General features: G+C 44.5%; 17 protein-coding genes. 8 read left to right on the forward strand and 9 right to left on the reverse strand.

Annotation, left to right across the window (positions count from 1 at the left end; genetic code table 11):
• Nucleotides 1–7 precede the first annotated feature (7 nt).
• The 3 genes from R7Q11_RS01750 to moeA form a co-directional block, all read right to left on the reverse strand.
• Nucleotides 8–2,113 (reverse strand): LruC domain-containing protein, encoded by a 2,106-nt coding sequence (locus R7Q11_RS01750; RefSeq protein ID WP_213907785.1) that lies wholly within the window; start codon nt 2,111–2,113, stop codon nt 8–10.
• A gap of 176 nt (nt 2,114–2,289) precedes the next feature.
• A complete protein-coding gene (gene moeB, locus R7Q11_RS01755; protein WP_054577777.1) occupies nt 2,290–3,039 on the reverse strand; it encodes a molybdopterin-synthase adenylyltransferase MoeB in 750 nt (249 codons plus the stop codon).
• A gap of 9 nt (nt 3,040–3,048) precedes the next feature.
• The gene (moeA, locus tag R7Q11_RS01760) at nt 3,049–4,284 is read right to left on the reverse strand and encodes a molybdopterin molybdotransferase MoeA (RefSeq protein WP_149192114.1); all 1,236 of its coding nucleotides are present in this window, start codon (nt 4,282–4,284) and stop codon (nt 3,049–3,051) included.
• Nucleotides 4,285–4,571: 287 nt separating this feature from the next.
• On the opposite strand from moeA, the gene folE reads away from it, so the two are divergent.
• Complete coding sequence (gene folE / locus R7Q11_RS01765) at nt 4,572–5,225, forward strand: GTP cyclohydrolase I FolE (RefSeq protein ID WP_005373478.1); 654 nt, start codon at nt 4,572–4,574, stop codon at nt 5,223–5,225.
• Nucleotides 5,226–5,270: 45 nt separating this feature from the next.
• Here folE and R7Q11_RS01770 read toward each other — a convergent pair whose 3' ends face one another.
• Together R7Q11_RS01770 and clcA are read right to left on the reverse strand one after the other, a co-directional pair.
• Nucleotides 5,271–6,218 carry a TDT family transporter gene (locus R7Q11_RS01770; RefSeq protein WP_005373475.1) on the reverse strand — a complete coding sequence of 316 codons (948 nt, stop codon included), beginning with the start codon at nt 6,216–6,218 and terminating at the stop codon, nt 5,271–5,273.
• 285 nt (nt 6,219–6,503) lie between these two features.
• Nucleotides 6,504–7,907 (reverse strand): H(+)/Cl(-) exchange transporter ClcA, encoded by a 1,404-nt coding sequence (gene clcA, locus R7Q11_RS01775; RefSeq protein WP_225466131.1) that lies wholly within the window; start codon nt 7,905–7,907, stop codon nt 6,504–6,506.
• A gap of 471 nt (nt 7,908–8,378) precedes the next feature.
• Between clcA and R7Q11_RS01780 the strand changes: the two genes are divergently transcribed.
• Nucleotides 8,379–8,993 (forward strand): hypothetical protein, encoded by a 615-nt coding sequence (locus R7Q11_RS01780; protein ID WP_225466132.1) that lies wholly within the window; start codon nt 8,379–8,381, stop codon nt 8,991–8,993.
• Here the strand turns inward: R7Q11_RS01780 and R7Q11_RS01785 are convergent.
• Nucleotides 8,974–9,387 (reverse strand): helix-turn-helix domain-containing protein, encoded by a 414-nt coding sequence (locus R7Q11_RS01785; RefSeq protein WP_005387686.1) that lies wholly within the window; start codon nt 9,385–9,387, stop codon nt 8,974–8,976. The genes R7Q11_RS01780 and R7Q11_RS01785 overlap by 20 nt on opposite strands.
• 95 nt (nt 9,388–9,482) lie before the next feature.
• Here R7Q11_RS01785 and R7Q11_RS01790 point away from each other — a divergent pair, with 95 nt between their 5' ends.
• The 5 genes from R7Q11_RS01790 (at nt 9,483) to R7Q11_RS01810 (ending at nt 15,308) form a co-directional block, all read left to right on the forward strand.
• On the forward strand, nt 9,483–10,391 hold the full coding sequence (locus R7Q11_RS01790) for an aldo/keto reductase family oxidoreductase (protein ID WP_193837927.1): 909 nt from the start codon (nt 9,483–9,485) through the stop codon (nt 10,389–10,391).
• A 367-nt stretch (nt 10,392–10,758) separates the two neighbouring features.
• Nucleotides 10,759–11,763 carry a response regulator gene (locus tag R7Q11_RS01795; protein ID WP_225466133.1) on the forward strand — a complete coding sequence of 335 codons (1,005 nt, stop codon included), beginning with the start codon at nt 10,759–10,761 and terminating at the stop codon, nt 11,761–11,763.
• Entirely contained in the window at nt 11,763–12,200 is a 438-nt protein-coding gene (locus R7Q11_RS01800; RefSeq protein WP_005373463.1) for a PAS domain-containing protein, read from the forward strand. Before R7Q11_RS01795 ends, R7Q11_RS01800 begins: the two co-directional genes overlap by 1 nt.
• Before the next feature lie 86 nt (nt 12,201–12,286).
• On the forward strand, nt 12,287–13,828 hold the full coding sequence (locus R7Q11_RS01805) for a bifunctional ADP-dependent NAD(P)H-hydrate dehydratase/NAD(P)H-hydrate epimerase (protein ID WP_017635213.1): 1,542 nt from the start codon (nt 12,287–12,289) through the stop codon (nt 13,826–13,828).
• Nucleotides 13,829–14,264: 436 nt separating this feature from the next.
• On the forward strand, nt 14,265–15,308 hold the full coding sequence (locus R7Q11_RS01810) for a GMP reductase (RefSeq protein ID WP_005373458.1): 1,044 nt from the start codon (nt 14,265–14,267) through the stop codon (nt 15,306–15,308).
• Between the two features lie 146 nt (nt 15,309–15,454).
• Here the strand turns inward: R7Q11_RS01810 and R7Q11_RS01815 are convergent, their stop codons facing one another.
• The 3 genes from R7Q11_RS01815 to R7Q11_RS01825 all read right to left on the reverse strand — a co-directional run bounded on the left by R7Q11_RS01815 (nt 15,455) and on the right by R7Q11_RS01825 (nt 19,289).
• The gene (locus tag R7Q11_RS01815; protein ID WP_053304512.1) at nt 15,455–16,744 is read right to left on the reverse strand and encodes a linear amide C-N hydrolase; all 1,290 of its coding nucleotides are present in this window, start codon (nt 16,742–16,744) and stop codon (nt 15,455–15,457) included.
• 439 nt (nt 16,745–17,183) lie between these two features.
• Nucleotides 17,184–17,510 carry a hypothetical protein gene (locus R7Q11_RS01820; protein WP_005373454.1) on the reverse strand — a complete coding sequence of 109 codons (327 nt, stop codon included), beginning with the start codon at nt 17,508–17,510 and terminating at the stop codon, nt 17,184–17,186.
• Between the two features lie 87 nt (nt 17,511–17,597).
• Entirely contained in the window at nt 17,598–19,289 is a 1,692-nt protein-coding gene (locus R7Q11_RS01825; protein WP_005373452.1) for an FAD-binding oxidoreductase, read from the reverse strand.
• Between the two features lie 283 nt (nt 19,290–19,572).
• Between R7Q11_RS01825 and R7Q11_RS01830 the strand changes: the two genes are divergently transcribed.
• Entirely contained in the window at nt 19,573–20,046 is a 474-nt protein-coding gene (locus R7Q11_RS01830) for a DUF1842 domain-containing protein (RefSeq protein ID WP_005373450.1), read from the forward strand.
• Nucleotides 20,047–20,055: the final 9 nt, after the last annotated feature.

The raw sequence follows: 20,055 nt of genomic DNA on the forward strand, positions 1-20,055 counted from the left end.
TATCTCCCTATGGAATGTAGCATTTGTTAGGTGTTGGAGTGGTGTGCCAATCTGTGCTTAGTTCGCCACCAGACTCAGCCCAAGTTTGGAATTGAGGGTATGCATCGACCATGTCTACACGCTCTAGCGGCCAATCCCAATCCTCTACTATCAACAGTGCCCAAGGTAAGTTGTTTGCTGTTTTGAAGTACACACCTTGTGCAGGGTCACTTGCATCGACGCCGACACCGAAGAGGTTTTGGTCATCAAACTGTTCTGTTGGTGCTTGGTCTGCTAAGTGAACTTCCCATTTACGACCTGGTTGGAAGGTAATCCCGTCACCATGGTAAGTCCCCGGCGTTGCGAAGATGAACGGGTCGTATGGCATGGCTTGAATGGCTGAACGGTCAGAGCCTTCGGTGAAGTACACATTCAAGGTAAAGGTGAGTGAAACGTTATCATCACAGCCAGACTCGGTACGGAAGTAGCTACAGCTGCTAGCCGCGTGTGTGCTTAAGTCTTCACTGATGATGAAAATTGCTTCATCAGAAATACTTTCCAAACCATTAGATGCTTGTTCTACACCATTGAAGGATAGCGTTGTTAATCCGTTTTCAATCGAGCTTCTCAATACACCCGGTAGTCGGATTGCGAAGCCATTTTTGTAACTTGCGCCGTAGGCCGCTAGGTCACCTGTAATCTGGATATTCTCAACATGACCAGCAAGACTGGTTTCAGTGATGCGGAATTTCACGACCACATCGTTCATGTCGTAGTCTGCGGTGTATGGCCAGTTATCTTCGTAAGCCACGGTGGCGTAATCTTCTGCACTCGGGAAATACTCCACTGAGTAACCATTACCAGTGATGGTAATTGGGTAATCTTCCACCTCACCAGACGTCGAACCACCATCGTAGTTTAATCCGGTTTGTTGGCTAAAGCGGAATCGGCTCCAGCTAGACCCTTCCGTTGCAGCGGTTGAAACTACAAACGGTAGGGGATTATTACCCGCAGACAGTAATTGGTCGGTAAAGACTTGCTCACCTTCATCATCAAAGTCACCATCGCGGTTCCAGTCAAACCATGCTGATAGGTAGCCAGAAGTAGAAGCTGTCACATTCACAATTGAGCTTAAGCCTGGATCAAGTGCGGATACAAAACCAACACCATCTTCATCGGCTGTGCCCACAGAGTTATCGTTTGCCTGTCCGTCGGCATCACCATCTGGAGCAACAGAGCCAAGCCAAGTTGCACCGTCCACTTCGTGGCGAGGACCGTTTGACGCAAGCGTGGTGTGGTAGCTGTCTGGAGCATCACCAAAATCAATTGGCTCGTCTTCGTTAATCACCGGAGCATTTGCACAACGTGCACCGTCATTTTGGCTTGAGCTTGGACCGTTGGATACAAACTCAACCGCAGGAACGATACCTGCTGCGATATTGGCTGCGTTACCTTCCGAAAGGTCAACGCGATAGATTTTGCCATCTTGGTTACGTGACACGTAGTAGTTGCCGTTTACATCGAAGTAGCCAGCACCAAATGTGCCTTTCTCACCTGTGTCACCTATCGCAGTTGCGCTACCATTTGATGGGTTGAACTGATATAGCACACCAGAGTTGTTGTCGATGCCGTAAAGGGAGCCATCACCTGGATGGAATGCAAAGTCGGTTAGGTTCACAGTCGCTGTTGAGCTGATTTTCACGATGCTCAATGTCGCATTTGGATCAGAATCGAGCGGAGAAAGGTCAATGGAGAAAAGTCCTTTGCCTTTGCGGTACAAGTAGTAGACGTGGTTGTAAACGTCACCTACGTAAAACGTGTGGTCGGTAGGAAGACCCGAAACATCAAGTGTCTCTGCTTGGAAGTCTTGACCAAGACGAACAATCTTTTTGTTTGTGGTGTCGTAGCCGTAGATATAACGGTCAGTGAAGTTAAAGCCTACACCGTTGATGCCCGAAGCCAAACCTGTGTCGTCCTCTAAAAGAGTCGTAGAGCCTGTAACCAAATTGACGCCATAGATTTGAACCGGGGTTGATTGGAACAGGTATGCTTGGCTTGGGCACGTATCAAATGGCGCCGCTTGTGCGTAAGCGCTCGCTATTAGAGACCCAAGTAGTAGTGATGTCCTTTTCATAATTCGCCCTCTCATTGGTTCGTGATATATGCAATGAAAGGAATGTGCCAACTTTTAAGTTGTTGAATTTTATTGATTTAATATTTGTAAGAAGAGGGGTTTTAAATCTGATTGTCAAAATGAGAAAAAAGCCCAACATCGAGTTGGGCTTTTTGGGAATGATTAGAGGTTTAGAACTAACTACAAACCGGACAGGTTGGCATTTTCATCAGATTCATTTCTCGCCAAGACATGCTGAGCGCGTCCAAAATCAGAATTTTGCCTTTCTTTGGTTGGCCGTAATCAGCAATCACTTTGATCGCTTCCATAGCTTGTACTGCGCCAACAATACCCACAACAGGCGCCATGACTCCGGCTTCGACACAACTTAACGCACCGCTGCCGAAGAGGGCACTTAAGCACTGGTAACATGGTTGTGCTGGATCATCGTAAGTAAACACACTCACTTGGCCCTCCATACGAATGGCCGCGCCTGAAATTAGCGGTGTTTTAGTCGCAAAACATAGGCGGTTAAGTTGATTGCGCGTATCGACGTTATCTGATGCATCGACAACAATAGTGTGTTGCTTAATCAGGCTCTCTAACGCGGTATCATCAAGACGTTTTGCGATGGTATCTACGACAATGTGCGGATTAAGTTCACGTAGTGCATTGGCCGCCGAGTCTACCTTCTTACGACCAATATCCGCATCGTGGTGCAGCACTTGGCGCTGAAGGTTAGACAACTCGACGATATCATCATCAATCAGCGTGATTTTACCGACACCAGCAGTCGCCAAATATTGGCTTGATGCGCAGCCTAAACCGCCAGCACCAAGCATCAATACCGATGCTTGTTTGAGTGCTTCTTGTCCTTCAAAGTCAAACTGACGAAGAATGATCTGGCGGTTGTAACGCAACATTTCCTGATCGGAAAGAATATCCACAACGTCTTCCTAGTAAAGGGTTGAGTTGAATAGTTGAATCTGAACCGTTTCGCCCACTTCAACTCGGCCGCGTTCACGTTCCAATACAACAAAACAGTTCGCTAGGCTCATTGAGCGGAATGCACCAGAGCTTTGGTTACCGGTTGTTTCAACGACAAACTTGCCATCTTCCAATGTATAGATACCACGTTGGTAATCGGTACGACCTGGCGCTTTCTTAAAGGCGGTTTTGGTTGTTGCTGGAATAGATTCGGGTGCTTTCCATTCTGTATGGCCTGCAAGTTTTGCCAGCATTGGTTGAACAAGCACGTACGTAGTAAGAACTGCAGAAACAGGGTTACCCGGCAGCCCACAGAACCAAGCTGTACTTAGCTTACCAAATGCGAAAGGTTTACCCGGCTTGATTGCTAACTTCCAGAAACCGATTTCACCAAGCTCTTCAAGAATGTCTTTGGTGTAATCCGCTTCGCCCACACTAACACCGCCTGAGGTCACAACCACATCTGCCAATGTTTGTGCTTGTTCAAAGGTTGCTTTCAGAGTCTCTGGGCAATCTGGAATGATGCCTAGATCAACGGCTTCGCAACCGAAGTTCTCGATAAGCGGTTTAATACCGTAACGGTTGCTGTCGTAGATCTGACCTTCGTCTAGCGGCTCACCCAGTGGTTTAAGCTCATCGCCAGTAGAGAAGAAAGCAACTTTTGGTTTACGTACTACTGTCACGTGGCTAACACCTAGAGACGCAATCATCGGAATATCGCGAGGTGTTAAACGTGCACCTTTTGCCAGTACGATGTCGCCTTGTTTGATGTCGTCACCTGTTGGGCGGATGTTGTTTTGTGGCTTCACGTCGGTTTGGTTGAACTGAATGCCAGCATCTGTTACTTCAGTGTTTTCTTGCATGATAACGGCATCACAACCCTGTGGGATTTTTGCGCCAGTCATGATGCGAACACAGGTACCTTGAGGCCATTCACCTTCAAAAGGTTGTCCTGCAAATGATTTACCTGCCAGAGGCAATACAGAAGATGACTCAAGATCTTGAATGCGAATAGCGTAGCCATCCATTGCTGAGTTATCGAACGGCGGTACGTGGATAGGAGACAAGATATCTTCTGCCAGTACAAAACCGAGTGCTTCAGCAAGTGGAAGAGAAAGCGTTGTTTGGATAGGTTTGATTCGCGATAACATTTTGTCCATCGCTTCTTCAATTGGCATCAAGCCAGGTGCGTCGCAGCAGCCCATTGAGAAAATCCTGTGTTCTTTTGTTTTGTGGCAACTTTACCATAAAAGGGGACTGAGTAAGAATGTCCACCTATAAAATATGGGTGTAATTATTCAAAAATCCGAGTATCCTTGTCAGCCATCCAAAAGGGGTAAAAAACCTGCGGAGCTCAAGAAAATCAGCTCAGTACCTTCATCTGATGTGACTTGGTGTAAAGACACGAACTGAGCAACTCAAAGCGAAAAGTATGAATGCAATTTTGATTGGGTTTGTACGAAGGCTGAAGTAAAACAAAAGAGGAAGTGGAATGTCAGGTCTTAGCGAGTCAGCGAAGTTAGTAAAAGAAGCGCTAGAGCAACGCGGTTTGGAAACGCCAATGCGTCCAAACAACGTAAGTCGTGAAGAGAAGAAAGAGAAGATCGAACACCACATGCGTGAGATCTTAGGTCTACTTCAACTTGACCTTACCGACGATAGCCTAGAAGAAACCCCTCACCGCATTGCTAAGATGTACGTTGACGAAATCTTCTCTGGTCTGGATTACTCCAACTTTCCTAAAATCACGGTGATTGAGAACAAGATGAACGTGAGCGAGATGGTTCGCGTGAAGGACATCACAGTGACCAGTACTTGTGAACACCACCTTGTGACCATCGATGGCAAGGCTGCTGTGGCTTACATTCCACGTGGCAAGATCATTGGCCTGTCAAAGATCAACCGTATCGTTCGCTTCTTTGCCCAGCGTCCACAAGTTCAAGAGCGTATGACTCAGCAAATTCTTGTTGCACTTCAAACGTTGCTTGAGTCCGATGATGTGGCAGTGACGATTGACGCAACACACTATTGCGTGAAATCTCGCGGTGTGATGGATGCAACCAGCGAAACCACGACAACAGCATTGGGCGGTATCTTCAAAAGCAACCCAGCAACGCGTGCCGAGTTTCTGCACGGTTTACGTTAGGTAACCAAGCACTATTCTAAGAGGATGGCAAACGCCATCCTTTTTTTATGCTTGTTTAGAAAATGACTTCATGATTTCTGGCCAATACATTTTGACGTAACCTGCCGATACCCAAACAACCAATACAGTCGCGATACTGAGCTCTAGAAAACCAAAGTCGTGCAGCCAGTGCCAGTGAGGGTGCGATTCGGCAAAAAAAGAGGTTAAGCGATGCATTGCGATAGCGCTGATCACGGAAGGAAAGGTTACTGCCGCGATAGAAGGTTGAAACTTCAAGCGAAGTAAGCGGAAGTAACATAAGTAGATCAATAAAGTCATAGTGATGGCGATCCCTGCCAATGCGCCTGTCAGTATCGGATCAGGTAAGGGAAAGTTCACCAAGTATGCTGCTAATGACAAGTTTACCGGCGCGGCCATAATCGCGAGGGTCGGTCTTGCTCGCCTTGGTAGAGAGCCGAAAAACACTAAACGATACAACACGAGTGGCAGCATGAAGAAATAAATGCCGATGCACATCATCGCTAATGTTTCGGAGAATAAGTTGTGACCTAGTTGAGAACCGGCTAGTGAACTACTGATTAGCCCCACCGGATAAAGAAACCAACTCGGTACGATATTGGACATTTTGAAGTTCATTAGCTGAAAGCTAAAAAACAGCACCATCATAGTAAAATGCAGCAAAAGCGCCATAAACCAAAGTGGATAAGCGATGATAGGTGCTACAGCGGCAAGATAATCTGCAAGGATCAGTAACGCCATACTCATTGGTGCCATTAAACTACCACTCAGCGGGTGACGAATGTCGACCATGAATAATCGTGGATTCGCGGCATATTTTATGAGTACAGGGGCGAGTAAAAGTGCGCCGAGTGACGCCAAAAATGGGCGTATCGGTTCACCAATCTCAGGAACATAGAGTGCCCAAGCTTGCCCTAAACCTATCATACCTAGTGCCAACGCGGCTTGAGACGGCGGGACACTATAAAACTGCACAAGTCTTCTCCAGTTCAAATCTACTCCATTTGATTTTTGCCTGAATGAAACAAAACATGACGATTTGGATGAAACAAAACATGACGATTTGGATGAAATGCTCTATTTAAGTAGCGAATACTAACAAGTATGGAGAGGGGTTTCTCATGAAAGGTGGTGAGCAAATATCAGAGAATGATAATTTTGTGAGTTTGGTATCGAATATTTGGAAAAAGATGCAAAAATGCAGAGTTTATCGCTCCAAACCCTTCGATAGTCCGGAGCGAAGTGATAACAAAGAGAATGTTATGTTGATTGATTCTCCGGTAGATCCTGTTGGCGTAACTTTTCGTTTTTGATTGTGCGATGCAGCAGCTGGCTGTAAATAGGTTGTCCACCCAACAATTGAGCAATAATCACAGCGCCCAAACAAGTAATGATCAATGGCAGGATTAAGTAGTAGTTATTCGTCATTTCAATCACTAACAAAATACCAGTAATCGGTGCACGTACCGTTGCAGCAAACAGTGCACCCATGCCCGCAATCGCAAATACACCAGGCTCGATATCAAGCACAGGGAGCAAGACATCAGCACTTGCTCCGAACGCATAACCAAATAAGGTTCCCAGAGCAAGCATAGGTGCAAAGATGCCTCCCGGCGCACCAGAACCAAAACAGAGCAGGGTTGTAATTACGCGACCAAAGAAAAGCAAAACTAAAATAGATACCGAGTAGTTACCGTTAGTAATGTCAGGAATAAGGCCGATACCACCACCAGTTAGTTGGGGTACGTACAAAAGAAGCAAACCAAACACGCCTCCCAGTAGCGAACCCACAATCAAGTAGCGCTTACGATCGTTTTTGTGAATTGCGACAAAACTGTCTTGTGCCACGGTAATCAGTTTATTGAAGATCACGCCAAACACGCCAAACAATGCGCCAAGCAATAAAAACAGCCATAGGGTTTGAAGCTCTGGCGACTGGTATTGCGGCATAGTGATAACGGCGTCTTGCCCGTTGATGGCGCGAAACACTATGTTCGCCATAATGGCAGAAATGATCACTGCGCGAATTGAGATCAAAGAGTAGCGAAACTGAGGTCGCATTTCCTCCACAACGAACATAATGCCTGCGAGTGGGGCATTAAAAGCCGCAGCCAAACCGCCAGCAGCACCAGAAGCGAGCAGGGAGTGGCGGGTATCGTCATCCTTTACCCGGAATATATCGGTCACCATTCGACCAACAGCGCCCCCCATTTGAACGGTTGGGCCTTCACGACCCAGCACCATACCTGAGCCAAGTGCGCCCATGCCGCCGAAGAATTTTACTGGTAGAACTCGCCACCAGCGCACTGGACGAATATTATCCATTGCCCCTTCGATTTCAGGAATACCAGAACCTGCCGCTTCTGGCGCAAAGCGGTGCACAAGAAAATAGCCAATAAAAGCTAAAAGTGCGCTAATGAGAACCGCTGCCAGCCACAACGGTAGAACATTACCAATTTCGCTTCTTAACCATTCTGTTCGTGTTTCAGAAACGAAATGAACGGCAAGCTCGAAATACGTACCGACAAAACCAGCCAACGTACCCACAATGGCGGCCATAATGAGAACAGAAAATGGTGTTGACCCTCGAGAGACAAACTGGTTAATCGCATCTTTCGGTACGTGCGCCAACACAGATTTCACAATTCTCTCGCGTTTGGTCATTAAAAAGCTCTCCTGTTGCTGGGGGGAAGGGACGAAAGAAAGTATACGCTTCGCAGAGTCTAGACCTAATCAATAAAGATGCAATTTAGCTTTTCACTATTGAGTGTTCGAAGTGTCGCGATATTATTCATTCACTCAGATTGTGCTATTGCTCTCATAATTTAGGATAAAAAACTTGTTTTTTGAGAAAAATGAACCATGCTTTAAATGTAAAGCAACATGACTGCTTCAGAAGGAGGGATGTGAGGTTTTACACACAATTTGGATGGATTCAAACCCTACGGTAAGTCCTCGTTTTATGTTCGGGATGCATCAATAGACATCACCGATTCGCACACTCACGATTGAGTAACGAGGTAGAGGCGCACGCACATGTGCGCCTTCTTAATTTCTGCGTTATAACTTTCATCACCATAACTTTCATCGCCACCTGCCACTATTTTTCTCTTGAACATTTTCTTGCAGTTAGTAATGTCTTGGTTCGATGTCAACCAACTAGAGCAGTGCATGCGCTTTTATCTTCGACTCTTACTTTCTTTATGTTGTTGTTCGGTAACGTTTCCGGCACTTTCAACGCCGAGCTGGTGGCAAGACACGTTGTCAGCTGTGCCATATTCCAATCTAAAAGAACGTATAGAAAAAAGTGGGAGCTGGTATAGTTGCGAAGTGCAGCTGCTAGACAATTCAACGTTTATCAGCGCATTTTGTTTGGATGATTTTTCGTACTACCAGCAGCACTTGTATGGTGAAGTGGTTTTGAGAAGAGAAAGTGCTCAGTTCTCGTTTCTCACTGAATACGAGTGGCAGCGTCTGAATGACTTACTTCTCAACTTAAGAAAGGATGGGTTAGTTTTACGCAGAGTCACTATCGGAAAAGAACACTATGATGTCGTTGAAGCTCTGGAAAAGAAATCTTCCGAGCTTGTCGATAAAGAAGTTATTTTGTTGATGAACCGCTATCCACAAGAAACGATTCGAAGTTTGCTTTGGGTAAAACCGGACGAGTTTCTGACGCCATCACCGTCCTTAAATGTGCAATTGCGCAGTGATGGCGAAATTATCGAGGTCAAAGTGACTCGTTTTTAGATTCTTTATGGAGAGATAGGAAGGTCGCCATTGCTGATTCATCCAAAAAACCATCCGATTTTTTGTGAGCGCGCAGGTATTGATAGCCTGCGATTAGCTTGCGGTGTAGCTCTTCTGCATCGTCTGACAACGGCTGATTCATAACGTGTTGAAAGGCAAGTTTGTACGCATCCATATCCACGACTTCAGCACGGCGATATAAATAACCACATCCCGTTGCTAACCATTCGAGAGAGCAATTGGCGCGCATTGCAATTTGATTTGCTTTGGTTAGGCTAGGTTCACTGCCTTTAAGGTATTTGCGTATTAAAGCTTCAGACACATCGACGCGTCGAGCGAACCCGCTGATGCTTTCTTCTCCGATCAGGGTGGCTAGGCGTTGGGCAAAAGACATATTTCGTACTCCAGTTCGAATTGCGAAAGTTTACCCGTTGAGCCGGTACGAAAACAAGACTACGATGAATGCAGATCAATTGAAGGAGAAAACCCATGGTTGCAAAAGTAGTAACTGCACCAAAAGGCCCAGAGTTCTCAGAGCTGGTTCAAGGATATTGGCGTGCAGTTGAGTGGGGAATGACGGCTCAAGAGCGTTTGTCATTTCTTAAGCAACACATTGAGTTAGGCATTACGACGGTCGATCACGCCGACATCTACGGCAATTACGAGTGTGAGGCGTTGTTTGGTGAAGCGCTAGCTTTAGACAAGAGTGTTCGTGAGCAAATTCAGATCGTGACGAAATGCGACATCAATTTGTGTGGCGATAAAACGCCAGAGCGTAAGATCAATCACTACGACACGAGCTCAGCACATATCTACCAATCGGTGAATAACTCGCTAGAACGTTTGAATGTGGATGAAATCGACGTACTTTTAATTCACCGTCCTGACGTGTTAATGGATGCAGACGAGGTTGCAGAAGCATTTTCTGAGCTTCATAAAGTCGGCAAAGTGAAGCACTTTGGCGTGTCTAACTTCACTCCACGCCAGTTTGAACTGCTGCAATCTCGCTTAGGTAAGCCGTTGGTTACTAACCAAGTGGAAATCAACCCACTTAACTTTGAGGTTGCTCACGATGGAACGCTTGATCAAATGCAAATGTTGCGCACGCGACCAATGGCTTGGTCTTGCCTCGGTGGTGGTTCAATTTTTAGTGGTGACAGTGAGCAAGCTGTTCGTGTCCGTAACGAATTAGAAGCAATTCGTGAAGAAGTTGGCGCAGCGAGTATTGACCAAGTAATTTATGCTTGGGTACGTCGTTTGCCATCTAACCCTATTCCAATCATTGGCTCTGGTAAAATCGAGCGTGTGAAAACTGCAGTTAATGCATTGAACATCGAACTTACTCGAGAGCAATGGTATCGCGTATGGGTGGCTTCTAAAGGTCATGGTGTGCCATAGAATTGATATCTTATCGATGAAATTGTTATTAAAGGCATCCTCTAGCAGGGTGCCTTTTTAGTTTTAGCGCGTTACTGTTTACCCATTATGGAAATGGAAAGAATGAAATTCGAGCAAAAATGGGCTTTGGATGTTAGCTGCAACTTTTTGCTTACTTTTGGTGGAGGAGTTTTACCCATGTTTGTTTTATGTCACTAAACAGCGAATGTGATGCTTGCTTTTTAGTCATTTTGTTCACTCATTCATTCATATTGCGTATGCTTATTGAATAATAAAGAAATAAAAAACTCGTCAGTTTTCTCGTATTACATGCTGTAACAATCTGTTAGACTCCGGCGCAGATTGTGGAATATAAAAAGGTGATTGAATGTCTTTTCCCGTACTCATCTGTGATGATTCAGCGTTAGCACGCAAACAGATGGCGAGATCACTACCAGCCACATTGAATGCCGATATTACGTTTGCTATCCACGGAGAAAACGCGCTAGAAGAACTCGAAAAAAACGAGTTTAAATTGATGTTTCTTGATTTGACCATGCCAGAAATGGATGGCTTTGAAACACTAGAGCACATGCAACGGTTAGGGGATAAAACTCCGGTGGTTGTGGTGTCGGGGGATATCCAACCTAAAGCGAAAGAGCGCGTGTTCGCACTGGGTGCAAAAGCGTTTATTCAAAAACCGATCGCCAAAGATGAACTCAAGAAGGCGCTTAAAGAGTTGGTCGAGCCAGAACCTCGTCCTCAAATTATCACGCCTGTCTCTATTGAGTTACCGATTTTACGTCGTCGCGATATTTACATGGAAGTGGCTAACGTTTCAATTGGTCGAGCAGCCGATGCGTTGGCGCGTCACTTTGATGTGTTTGTGCAACTACCTCTGCCGAACGTCAATATCTTTGAAGTGAGCGAACTTCACATGGCCCTACGCGACTTGGCGTCGCATGACAACGTATCGGGTGTTTGTCAGGGATTTTGTGGCGAAGGTATTGCTGGCGAAGCGCTAGTGATTTTGAGTGATTCAAGCGTATCTGATCTCAAAAAGTTGATGAAAGTACCAGCAGACAGCGAAGAGCTAGAAGAGCTTGAGCTGCTAATGGATATTTCTAATATTTTGGTGGGGTCGTTCTTAAATGGTTTAGGCGAGCAGTCTGAAGTCCGATTCTTCCAAAGTCCACCAGTACTCCTTGGTCAGCATATCTCAATTGACTCGATCATTGAATCTACAACTGGAGCATTCAGCCGCACGATGACATTCGAAGTGAGCTACAACATTGAAGGAACGTCGATTCGTTGTGACTTGTTGTTTATGTTTGTGGATGAATCCTTGCCGCTGCTTGATAACAAACTGTCTTATCTAATGGAGGAGTTCTAATGTTGAATATGCCAGCAGAGTTTGAACAATTCCATTGGATGGTGGATATGGTACAAAACGTCGACATGGGCTTAGTGGTCATTGATCGAGATTACAATGTACAGGTCTGGAATGGGTTTATGACTCATCACAGTGGTTTGCAGTCTCATGATGCGATAGGTCGTTCTATATTTGATATCTTCCCTGAAATCCCACAGGAGTGGTTTAAATTAAAAACAAAACCAGTGTATGACCTAGGCTGTCGCAGCTTCATCACATGGCGACAACGACCTTACTTATTCTGCTGTCGCAATGTTCGACCAGTTACGCAGCAAGCGGAGTTTATGTACCAGAATGTTACGTTGAACCCAATGCGCACACCGACTGGAAAAATCAACTCGTTGTTTTTGTCTATACAAGACGCGACGGCTGAAGCTCTGATGTCTCAGAATCAATAGCGATAAAAAACTTTCTCAAAAGCCAAGGTCCGCCTTGGCTTTTTTGTATACTTATAATTGTGTTTCCCAATGCGTAGAACGTGAATATGGACTTTAATCTCGCTCTAAAACTCTACACCGCAGAGCAAGTAAAAAACGGTGAAACGCTGGCTGCGCAAATGGCTGGTGTTTCTATGTATAGCTTAATGCAACGCGCTGGTATGGCCGTGTATGAGCGCTTTTTACATCTGTATCCTAAATCAAAAAATATCTTAGTGATTTGCGGTAAAGGGAATAACGGTGGCGATGGTTACGTATTTGCATCTCTTGCGAAACAAGCTCAACTCAATGTACATGTTTTCCAAATTGGTGATGTATCTGTGCTAAAAGGTGATGCTTTGCGCGCATACCAAGACTGGCAGTCAATCGACGGTGTTAACAATGATTGGGATGAATGGAATACCGCATTGCTAGAAGCAGATGTGATCATCGATGCCATGTTAGGCACTGGTTTAAGCGGTGAGGTTCGTTCGGAGTATCGTCGCTATATTGACCAAATTAATCAAATTCATACCCCTGTGATTGCAGTCGACGTTCCTTCTGGTCTGTGTGCTAATACAGGTGCAGTTTTAGGTGATGCTATTCGTGCCGAGCATACTGTAACCTTCATTGGGGTTAAGCAAGGCTTATGCACTGGACAAGCGAGAGATCGAGTTGGCGAGCTCTACTTTTGTGGTTTAGGCGTCAATACTAAGTTTGATACTATCGAAGTAGAAAGTGCATTAGGTATTGATCATCAGGTTGTTTCAAGATTAATGCCCAAGCCAAATCCAACGGTCCATAAAGGTGACAACGGGAAGTTGCTTTGTGTTGGTGGCAACCAAGGGATGTCTGGAGCGATTCGTTTATGTTCCTCCGCTGCGATTAGAGCCGGAGCGGGTTTAACTGCCGCAATTACTCACACGAGTAGCCTTATTCCACTGCAGGTTGGTTGCCCAGAAGTAATGAGCCAGAGCATCACCGCTGACTTACTCAGGGATACTGAGAACGACTTAACTAAACGCATTCGCTGGGCTGACGTATTCGTGTTTGGTCCTGGCTTTGGAGATGATGAGTGGGCTTATCAAGCCTATCAATATCTGGCTCAAGAGCAGAAACCTAAAGTTGTTGATGCTGATGGCCTCAATATTCTAGCGATGCTGAGCCAGCGATGCGATGGCACTCTGGTGTACGACAACCATCGAGTGATCACGCCGCATCCTGGAGAGGCTGCTCGACTACTAAATGTAACCATTCAACAAATAGAAAGTGACCGATACTCTGCTGCAAGACAACTGCAAGAGCGTTATGGCGGTGTAGTGGTTTTAAAAGGCGCGGGGACACTTATTTACGATGGAACGAGAATGTACGTCTGTCTAGCGGGTAACGCCGGAATGGCGACGGGGGGAATGGGAGATGTGTTATCTGGAGTCATTGGTGCATTACTAGCCAAAGGTTTACCAATTTCTGTTGCCGCACGTTTAGGTGTGGTACTTCACAGTCATGCTGCTGATATAAACGTGAGTCAGAATGGTCAAATTGGTCTTTTGGCAAGTGATGTCGTTAGCACTCTTCGTACCGCTATCACCCAAGAGCTCTATCGAAATTAATTAGATTTCATGCATTGCTGAGAAAATTGGTCGATTTTTTTGAGTACTGTTTTACGAATTAGCAGGGCATCTTAGTATTAGGTGATTGAGTTTTAGGCAGGTTTGAGAGGTGATGCGTTTTAATTTTTAAGATATGACGCAAAGGTTTGCGCAATAGGTTAACTCAAGTGCTTTCTCAAGTTGTTGATAGTTATAAATAATAAGAGGTTTTGGTGACTTGGGGAGCGTTTTTGATATGCGATTTTCAAGATGGTATCACAAAAAAAATTCAAATATCAGACTTGTAGGAAATAAATCACAGCCTATAATGCTGAAAACCGGAGCGTCTGCCAACGCTCCGGTTTTTTTGTGTCCGAAGAACAGTGAACTCGTCTGCCAACGAAATCACTACGCACTCTGGAATGACACATATACATATGAATCAAGGAATTACACAATGCGTATCGAACAAGAACTTAAGTTAGGTTTTAAAGATGTACTGTTTCGCCCGAAACGTTCTACCCTTAAGAGCCGTTCTCAAGTAAATTTAACCCGCGATTTTACATTCAAGCATAGTGGTCGTCAATGGTCTGGTGTGCCAGTAATCGCAGCAAACATGGATTCGGTTGGTAGCTTTGCAATGGCTAAAGCGCTGGCTGAGCATGGTGTAATGACCGCTGTTCACAAACATTACACGGTAGAAGATTGGGCTGAGTTTGCTAAATCAGCAGATAAAGTAACCATGAATAACGTTATGGTGTCTACGGGAACATCTGACGCAGACTTCCAAAAAACCAAAGACATCATGGCGCTTTCAGATGAATTTATTTTCATTTGTATCGACATTGCTAATGGTTACTCAGAGCATTTGGTCGAGTATGTTGAACGCGTGCGAGCTGAGTTCCCAGACAAGGTCATTTCTGCAGGCAACGTGGTTACTGGTGATATGTGTGAAGAGCTAATCCTAGCTGGTGCAGACATCGTTAAAGTGGGTATCGGCCCAGGCTCTGTATGTACAACTCGTGTAAAAACGGGTGTTGGTTACCCGCAGCTTTCTGCAATCATCGAGTGTGGTGATGCAGCGCACGGCCTTGGTGGCATGATCGTCGGTGACGGTGGCTGTTCTTGTGCGGGTGACGTAGCGAAAGCATTCGGTGGTGGCGCGGATTTCGTAATGCTAGGCGGGATGCTAGCGGGTCACGAAGAGTCAGGCGGCGAAGTGATCGAGAAAGACGGCGAGAAGTTCATGAAATTCTATGGCATGTCGTCGAAGAGCGCGATGGATAAGCACTCAGGTGGTGTCGCTGGCTACCGTGCGGCCGAAGGTAAAACCGTATTATTGCCATACCGCGGTAGCGTTCACGGCACTATTCAAGACATCCTTGGCGGCGTTCGCTCAACTTGTACATACGTGGGTGCAGCAAAGCTTAAAGAGCTAACCAAGCGTACTACATTCATCCGCGTTCAAGAACAAGAGAACAACGTGTTCGGTAAAGAGTAAATCGACTGAATGTAACAAGTGTAAAAGCAACCATACGTTATATCTATAGCAGATAAAACTATACTATATGCAGCTATGAGCCAGAGTGAGATTGATTTCTTACTCTGGCTTTTTGCTTCTCATTTGTTTGCGCTTCAAAATTAACTCTAAGCGATTTTAATAGTTGGTCGAGATTCGACTTGTTCAAACGGTAATGATGTTGTAACTGGCATGAGCTGTAAAACGCTTGAAATCTGACAGTCTCTATTTAACCCAATATAGTCTTTGACATTAGCGACTCGCCAAGTCATGTCTCCGTAAGTACGCAGATAGAACGCGGGTGATTGATGACTGTTATGTCTAATAACGCTCCATTGGGTAATATCACTAAAAAAGACTTCAGGGTTATCGGATGTCTCAAACTCATTCGCCATGATGCCCAAAGGTATATCAACGCGATTAAGTAGCTTTTGTCCGAGTGAGAAGGCTTCGTCGAAGTTAGTTGGTTGTTCGCTTAACTGCTTAATTGCATAGGTTTGTACAAATCGAGACGGCGGTGTTGGGTCGGCGGGTAGACCCATCAAGCCAGCGCCATTGATTGATTGAAGTGGGCCAGGCACTTGGACATGACGTTGCATGGTTGCTTCATTGTTCGGTTCTGGGTTGTAGTTGCGCAAATTGGAAAAATAAGAGAGGTGATTGACATGCCAATGGTAATTTGGGCAGTTAGTCATTACTCCAACATAGGAGTGGTCCACAACCACTTTATAATCATCAAAGTCGTATTCGGTACATTGATAGCGTGCTTGCTGATTTTCCTCTTTGCTGAACATATCGCTTTCTTTGAATGCTCGATAGATATGCATATTACCGTTAAGAAACTCAATGACGGCACTGTCATTATTTGCATCGTGAATCACGAAATGCTGGTCCAAAGCCATGTTGTCACTCTCTGTTTCACCAGTTGAAATAGTCGAGTTAAACACGTAAACGGGGTGGGTGGTGAAGTAGGTCACCATCTCGTCCACAGTATTAAACGTAGACAAGATAAAAGTACCAAACAGGCCGCTGCCTAATGCAAAGGCATCATCAGGGATGTGAGAGGTCGATACATTTTGATTGAGAATGGGCAAGTACAGTGACCCAACAGAAAGGCCAGATTCATTAATGCCATCAGCTGTTAAAAGAGGGTTATTATACCGGGTAATGGCATTGCAGTGTATGAAGCTCAACTCTCCCTGCCAATTTGCTCGAAACTCACATTCTTTACTGTGAAGTTTTGGCGGCTGACCATTGAAAACACGGTCGGCTTTTCCGTCGGAAGTAAAGGTCGTAATTTGGTAAGTTTGTTGGGCTCTAAACCAAATCTCGGTCTGAAGGTTAACTGCAAACTCCATGGTTCTAGCGGATAAGGTTTGGTTATTGCAACCATAATTGATATTAACATCTGTACACATAGCCATGCTTTCCGTTGTTTATCTTGAATGATGAATATCCAAGAAACCCTCTGAATCAAATGCTTAGAGATTACGTGGATATAGATGAATTGCGCTTTAATAATGGTTTTAGCCATTGAGATAAGCGCATGCTATTAAGTTAAGCATTCAATCAAAAAACGTCAGTAGCAGTTTAGTATCAGTTAAAATTGATATAAAAGAGATGAACTAAAGATATTACTTTACCTTATAATCACATGATACATATTGTTAATATCATTTTGTCTGATTTTATATTGAAATTATTATATATCTTGATGATTTAACGTGAAGGAATAAAAATTACAATATTTAGAATATGATTGAAAATGAAGGTAATTTGCAATTTAAATGCTGAGAAGTGAAACTGCCCGAGAAGTTGTGCAACTGTCTCGGGCGAAGTGATGAATCAGGTGAGCAGCTATAAAGTTTTCTCACAAGAACCGCTAAGTGGTGGAGATATTTTTAAATTATCATTAAAGATTTCTACAACGACGGGGCCTTTATTTTCATCTTTTGCATAGTATGCACAGGACTTGTCCCCAGTATAGGTTTTACCTGCCTTTTTGAAACTGTAATACCAGGAGTCATGGGTAGCGGCACCGGATTCAAAACTAGCAGATTCAGATTGTTCGCCAATATTCAAGTCGAAATGAACCTCCATTTCCGGAGAGTCTTTAAATCTCACATATCCGGTGATTTTATCGTTGGAGTTATTTTTAACGTAAAATGAACCCTTAGTTGTCATAATTTTTCCTCTTTTTTAATTTCTATACGTGATAGAACGGCCAAATGACGTTCTGTTAATATATGCTTTTTAAGATGCATATTGATGTTAAATGATGGTCTTATTAGTTCTAAGGTGATTAAACTTATCCTTAGCGTATTTTTCTTTTATACCGATTAAGTCGCGGTAGCTTCGATCAAAATAAACGCTTGTCGGAATTGCCGGATCTTTAAAGCTGATGAAGGCACCATAGGTTCCCGGTATATCAGCTTCTCTGGCTTTATCAATCCAGTCCATGGCTCTGTTTACATCAACAAGTACTGGGTTATTTTGTAGTTCTAGTTTTTGCTTTATCTCTTCATTCCACCAGGTTTGGTATTGGACTGTATATTGACACTGGCGGTAGGGGAAAGATATGTCTTCAAGGTCGTCTGAGTGATGATAAAAACCGCCAGTGATCGCCCCTAAGGTTACGTAACTAAATAGCCCTTGATCGCGGTTTTCTGGCTTTATCAAAGGTGAAGTTAAGCTTTGCAAAAGTGCAGTATAGCCTTCTGGTTTAAGACCTCGCTCTGACACCAATCGCGAAGTGATTTTGTGAGGTGCTGGGGCGTCATAATCGGGAGGGAAAGGAGAACCGTTTTGACACAAAGAATCGCGCCCCCATGTGCTCATCAGGGAGTGATCGTATTTCTTCCCGTCAAAGTCAGTGCCATGTGCTTCATAGACTTGAACTAAATCAGGGAAGCAAGCGCCAAATTGAACGGCTATAAATTGGTGAAGATCTTGTTCTGTTCCTTCCCAGTAGCCATACATGGTGCAGTGATGGCTGATGGTTTCAATATCACAGTGGTTAGATGATTCAGGCAGAGCATCAATTTGCAAGTTGGTGCCAAGAAGTTTAGGCGTATCGAGGCTTTTTATAGCCTGCTCCCAATTTTTTAGCACATCTATGGTAGGGTGCGTTGGTATTGGCTGAAGCATACCGTTGATTTTTGGATAGAGGTTCCACTGAAGCTCGAAGCGGTGGATCTCTTTGGGTAAAGGGAATGTTTTTACGCGTAGCTCGGTAACAATGCCATAGCTCATGCCTCCGCCGCCTCTTAGTGCCCAAAATAGGTGAGGGTTGGACTCTGCTGAGACTTCTGTGATCGTACCATCACCCAATACCACGGTTGCACTCACTAGGTGCTCACAACACATGCCGTATTTTCGCGTCCAAGGGCCCCATCCTCCGCCTTGAATATAGCCAGTCAACCCAACTGTGGCACAGGTTCCATGTGCAATCATTCGATCATGCTCTGCAAGTTTTGGTGTCAGTTGATAGAAGCGATAGCCAGCACCAATGGTGGCAATATTGTCACACAATTGGAAGGTCTTAATTCTGCTCACGTCAATCAAAATGACGTTGTCACCACTGCATTCACCTGCGTGATCATGCCCTCCTGAGCGAACACGAATCGGGAGATTGAATTGAGTTGCTGTTAGATAGGCTTGCTGAACTTCTTGCGTACTTTCGCACATGACAATGACAAAGGGTTGGTGTTGATAGCGAGTATTGAAGATGAGTGACTCGACTTGATATTGGTTCAAACCGGGAACCGGTGAAACCGTGTTTTCAAGAGGTGTCAGTAATCGTTCTTTAGGAAAACCGCACTTATCCATTTTCTGAATAAACAGTTTGGCATTATTGACTGAGATTGAGTACGCGCTAAGTACAGCGAGGCGTTGTATTTGAGGGTTAGGGTGCTGTTCTACCACTTGGTTTTCTTTAGTTCCCTGCATCCATTCATGTTCCATTATTTTTTCCATTTGGCTTATGTATTGAATAGTTGTTCAAATATTAAACCAAATGCATAAATTCACCATATCAGTTTGGTATCAGTTGTTCTGTACAAATCGCCAAAAGCATCAGCGAGAGAGCAACAATATCTGGTTGATGAAAAGAACGATCGGCATCTGCGTGACCGTGGATAATTTATGTAGTCAAGTAGATCTGAGCCTAAATTGATACTGAACCAGAATGACGTGTTATCTACATTGAATGGGTCACTAACGACAATAAATTCAGTTGGAGAACACAATGAAAATGGACTCAAAAGAATCACAAGCAATTTTTACTGCTCATTATCAAATTGGTAACGGCTTACCTGGAGGAGTGAGCTTCGATGTTAATCTACTCGTGGCCAGCGAAGACAAATCAATAGTGGGTAAAGGACATATCTTTCAGGCCGTTAACCCACCGTTAAATGTGGTGTCTGATCTCAATGGTAGTTTCAACTATCAATGCACGATGCGTGATTGTCATATCATGGTGACGTTGCAGGGCTACCAGCCTTATCTAGGCATTGCTCCTTTAGGAGCTGATCTTCATAACGTAACGCTCAACCTCCTACTTAATGATGATTGGAAATCAGGCGTGGCATTCTATCGATATAAAAATAGTTCAGGTAAATGGATTGAAGCAGCAAATCAACGCGTTACTCTACTTTTGCCTGAGCATGTTCCTAGCATCGAGAACTTTAAGGTGGAGCAAAATGATCTTGCGCCAGCATAAATCTCATCA

The organism is Vibrio sp. 970 (assembly GCF_033339075.1).

What these genes read in the sequence shown, in the direction of transcription:
- R7Q11_RS01750 (WP_213907785.1), bottom strand. Translation starts at nt 2,113, where the DNA reads ATGAAAAGGACATCACTACTACTTGGGTCTCTAATAGCGAGCGCTTAC.
- moeA (WP_149192114.1), bottom strand. Translation starts at nt 4,284, where the DNA reads ATGGGCTGCTGCGACGCACCTGGCTTGATGCCAATTGAAGAAGCGATG.
- folE (WP_005373478.1), top strand. Translation starts at nt 4,572, where the DNA reads ATGTCAGGTCTTAGCGAGTCAGCGAAGTTAGTAAAAGAAGCGCTAGAG.
- clcA (WP_225466131.1), bottom strand. Translation starts at nt 7,907, where the DNA reads ATGACCAAACGCGAGAGAATTGTGAAATCTGTGTTGGCGCACGTACCG.
- R7Q11_RS01780 (WP_225466132.1), top strand. Translation starts at nt 8,379, where the DNA reads ATGTCTTGGTTCGATGTCAACCAACTAGAGCAGTGCATGCGCTTTTAT.
- R7Q11_RS01785 (WP_005387686.1), bottom strand. Translation starts at nt 9,387, where the DNA reads ATGTCTTTTGCCCAACGCCTAGCCACCCTGATCGGAGAAGAAAGCATC.
- R7Q11_RS01790 (WP_193837927.1), top strand. Translation starts at nt 9,483, where the DNA reads ATGGTTGCAAAAGTAGTAACTGCACCAAAAGGCCCAGAGTTCTCAGAG.
- R7Q11_RS01795 (WP_225466133.1), top strand. Translation starts at nt 10,759, where the DNA reads ATGTCTTTTCCCGTACTCATCTGTGATGATTCAGCGTTAGCACGCAAA.
- R7Q11_RS01800 (WP_005373463.1), top strand. Translation starts at nt 11,763, where the DNA reads ATGTTGAATATGCCAGCAGAGTTTGAACAATTCCATTGGATGGTGGAT.
- R7Q11_RS01805 (WP_017635213.1), top strand. Translation starts at nt 12,287, where the DNA reads ATGGACTTTAATCTCGCTCTAAAACTCTACACCGCAGAGCAAGTAAAA.
- R7Q11_RS01810 (WP_005373458.1), top strand. Translation starts at nt 14,265, where the DNA reads ATGCGTATCGAACAAGAACTTAAGTTAGGTTTTAAAGATGTACTGTTT.
- R7Q11_RS01815 (WP_053304512.1), bottom strand. Translation starts at nt 16,744, where the DNA reads ATGTGTACAGATGTTAATATCAATTATGGTTGCAATAACCAAACCTTA.
- R7Q11_RS01820 (WP_005373454.1), bottom strand. Translation starts at nt 17,510, where the DNA reads ATGACAACTAAGGGTTCATTTTACGTTAAAAATAACTCCAACGATAAA.
- R7Q11_RS01825 (WP_005373452.1), bottom strand. Translation starts at nt 19,289, where the DNA reads ATGGAACATGAATGGATGCAGGGAACTAAAGAAAACCAAGTGGTAGAA.
- R7Q11_RS01830 (WP_005373450.1), top strand. Translation starts at nt 19,573, where the DNA reads ATGAAAATGGACTCAAAAGAATCACAAGCAATTTTTACTGCTCATTAT.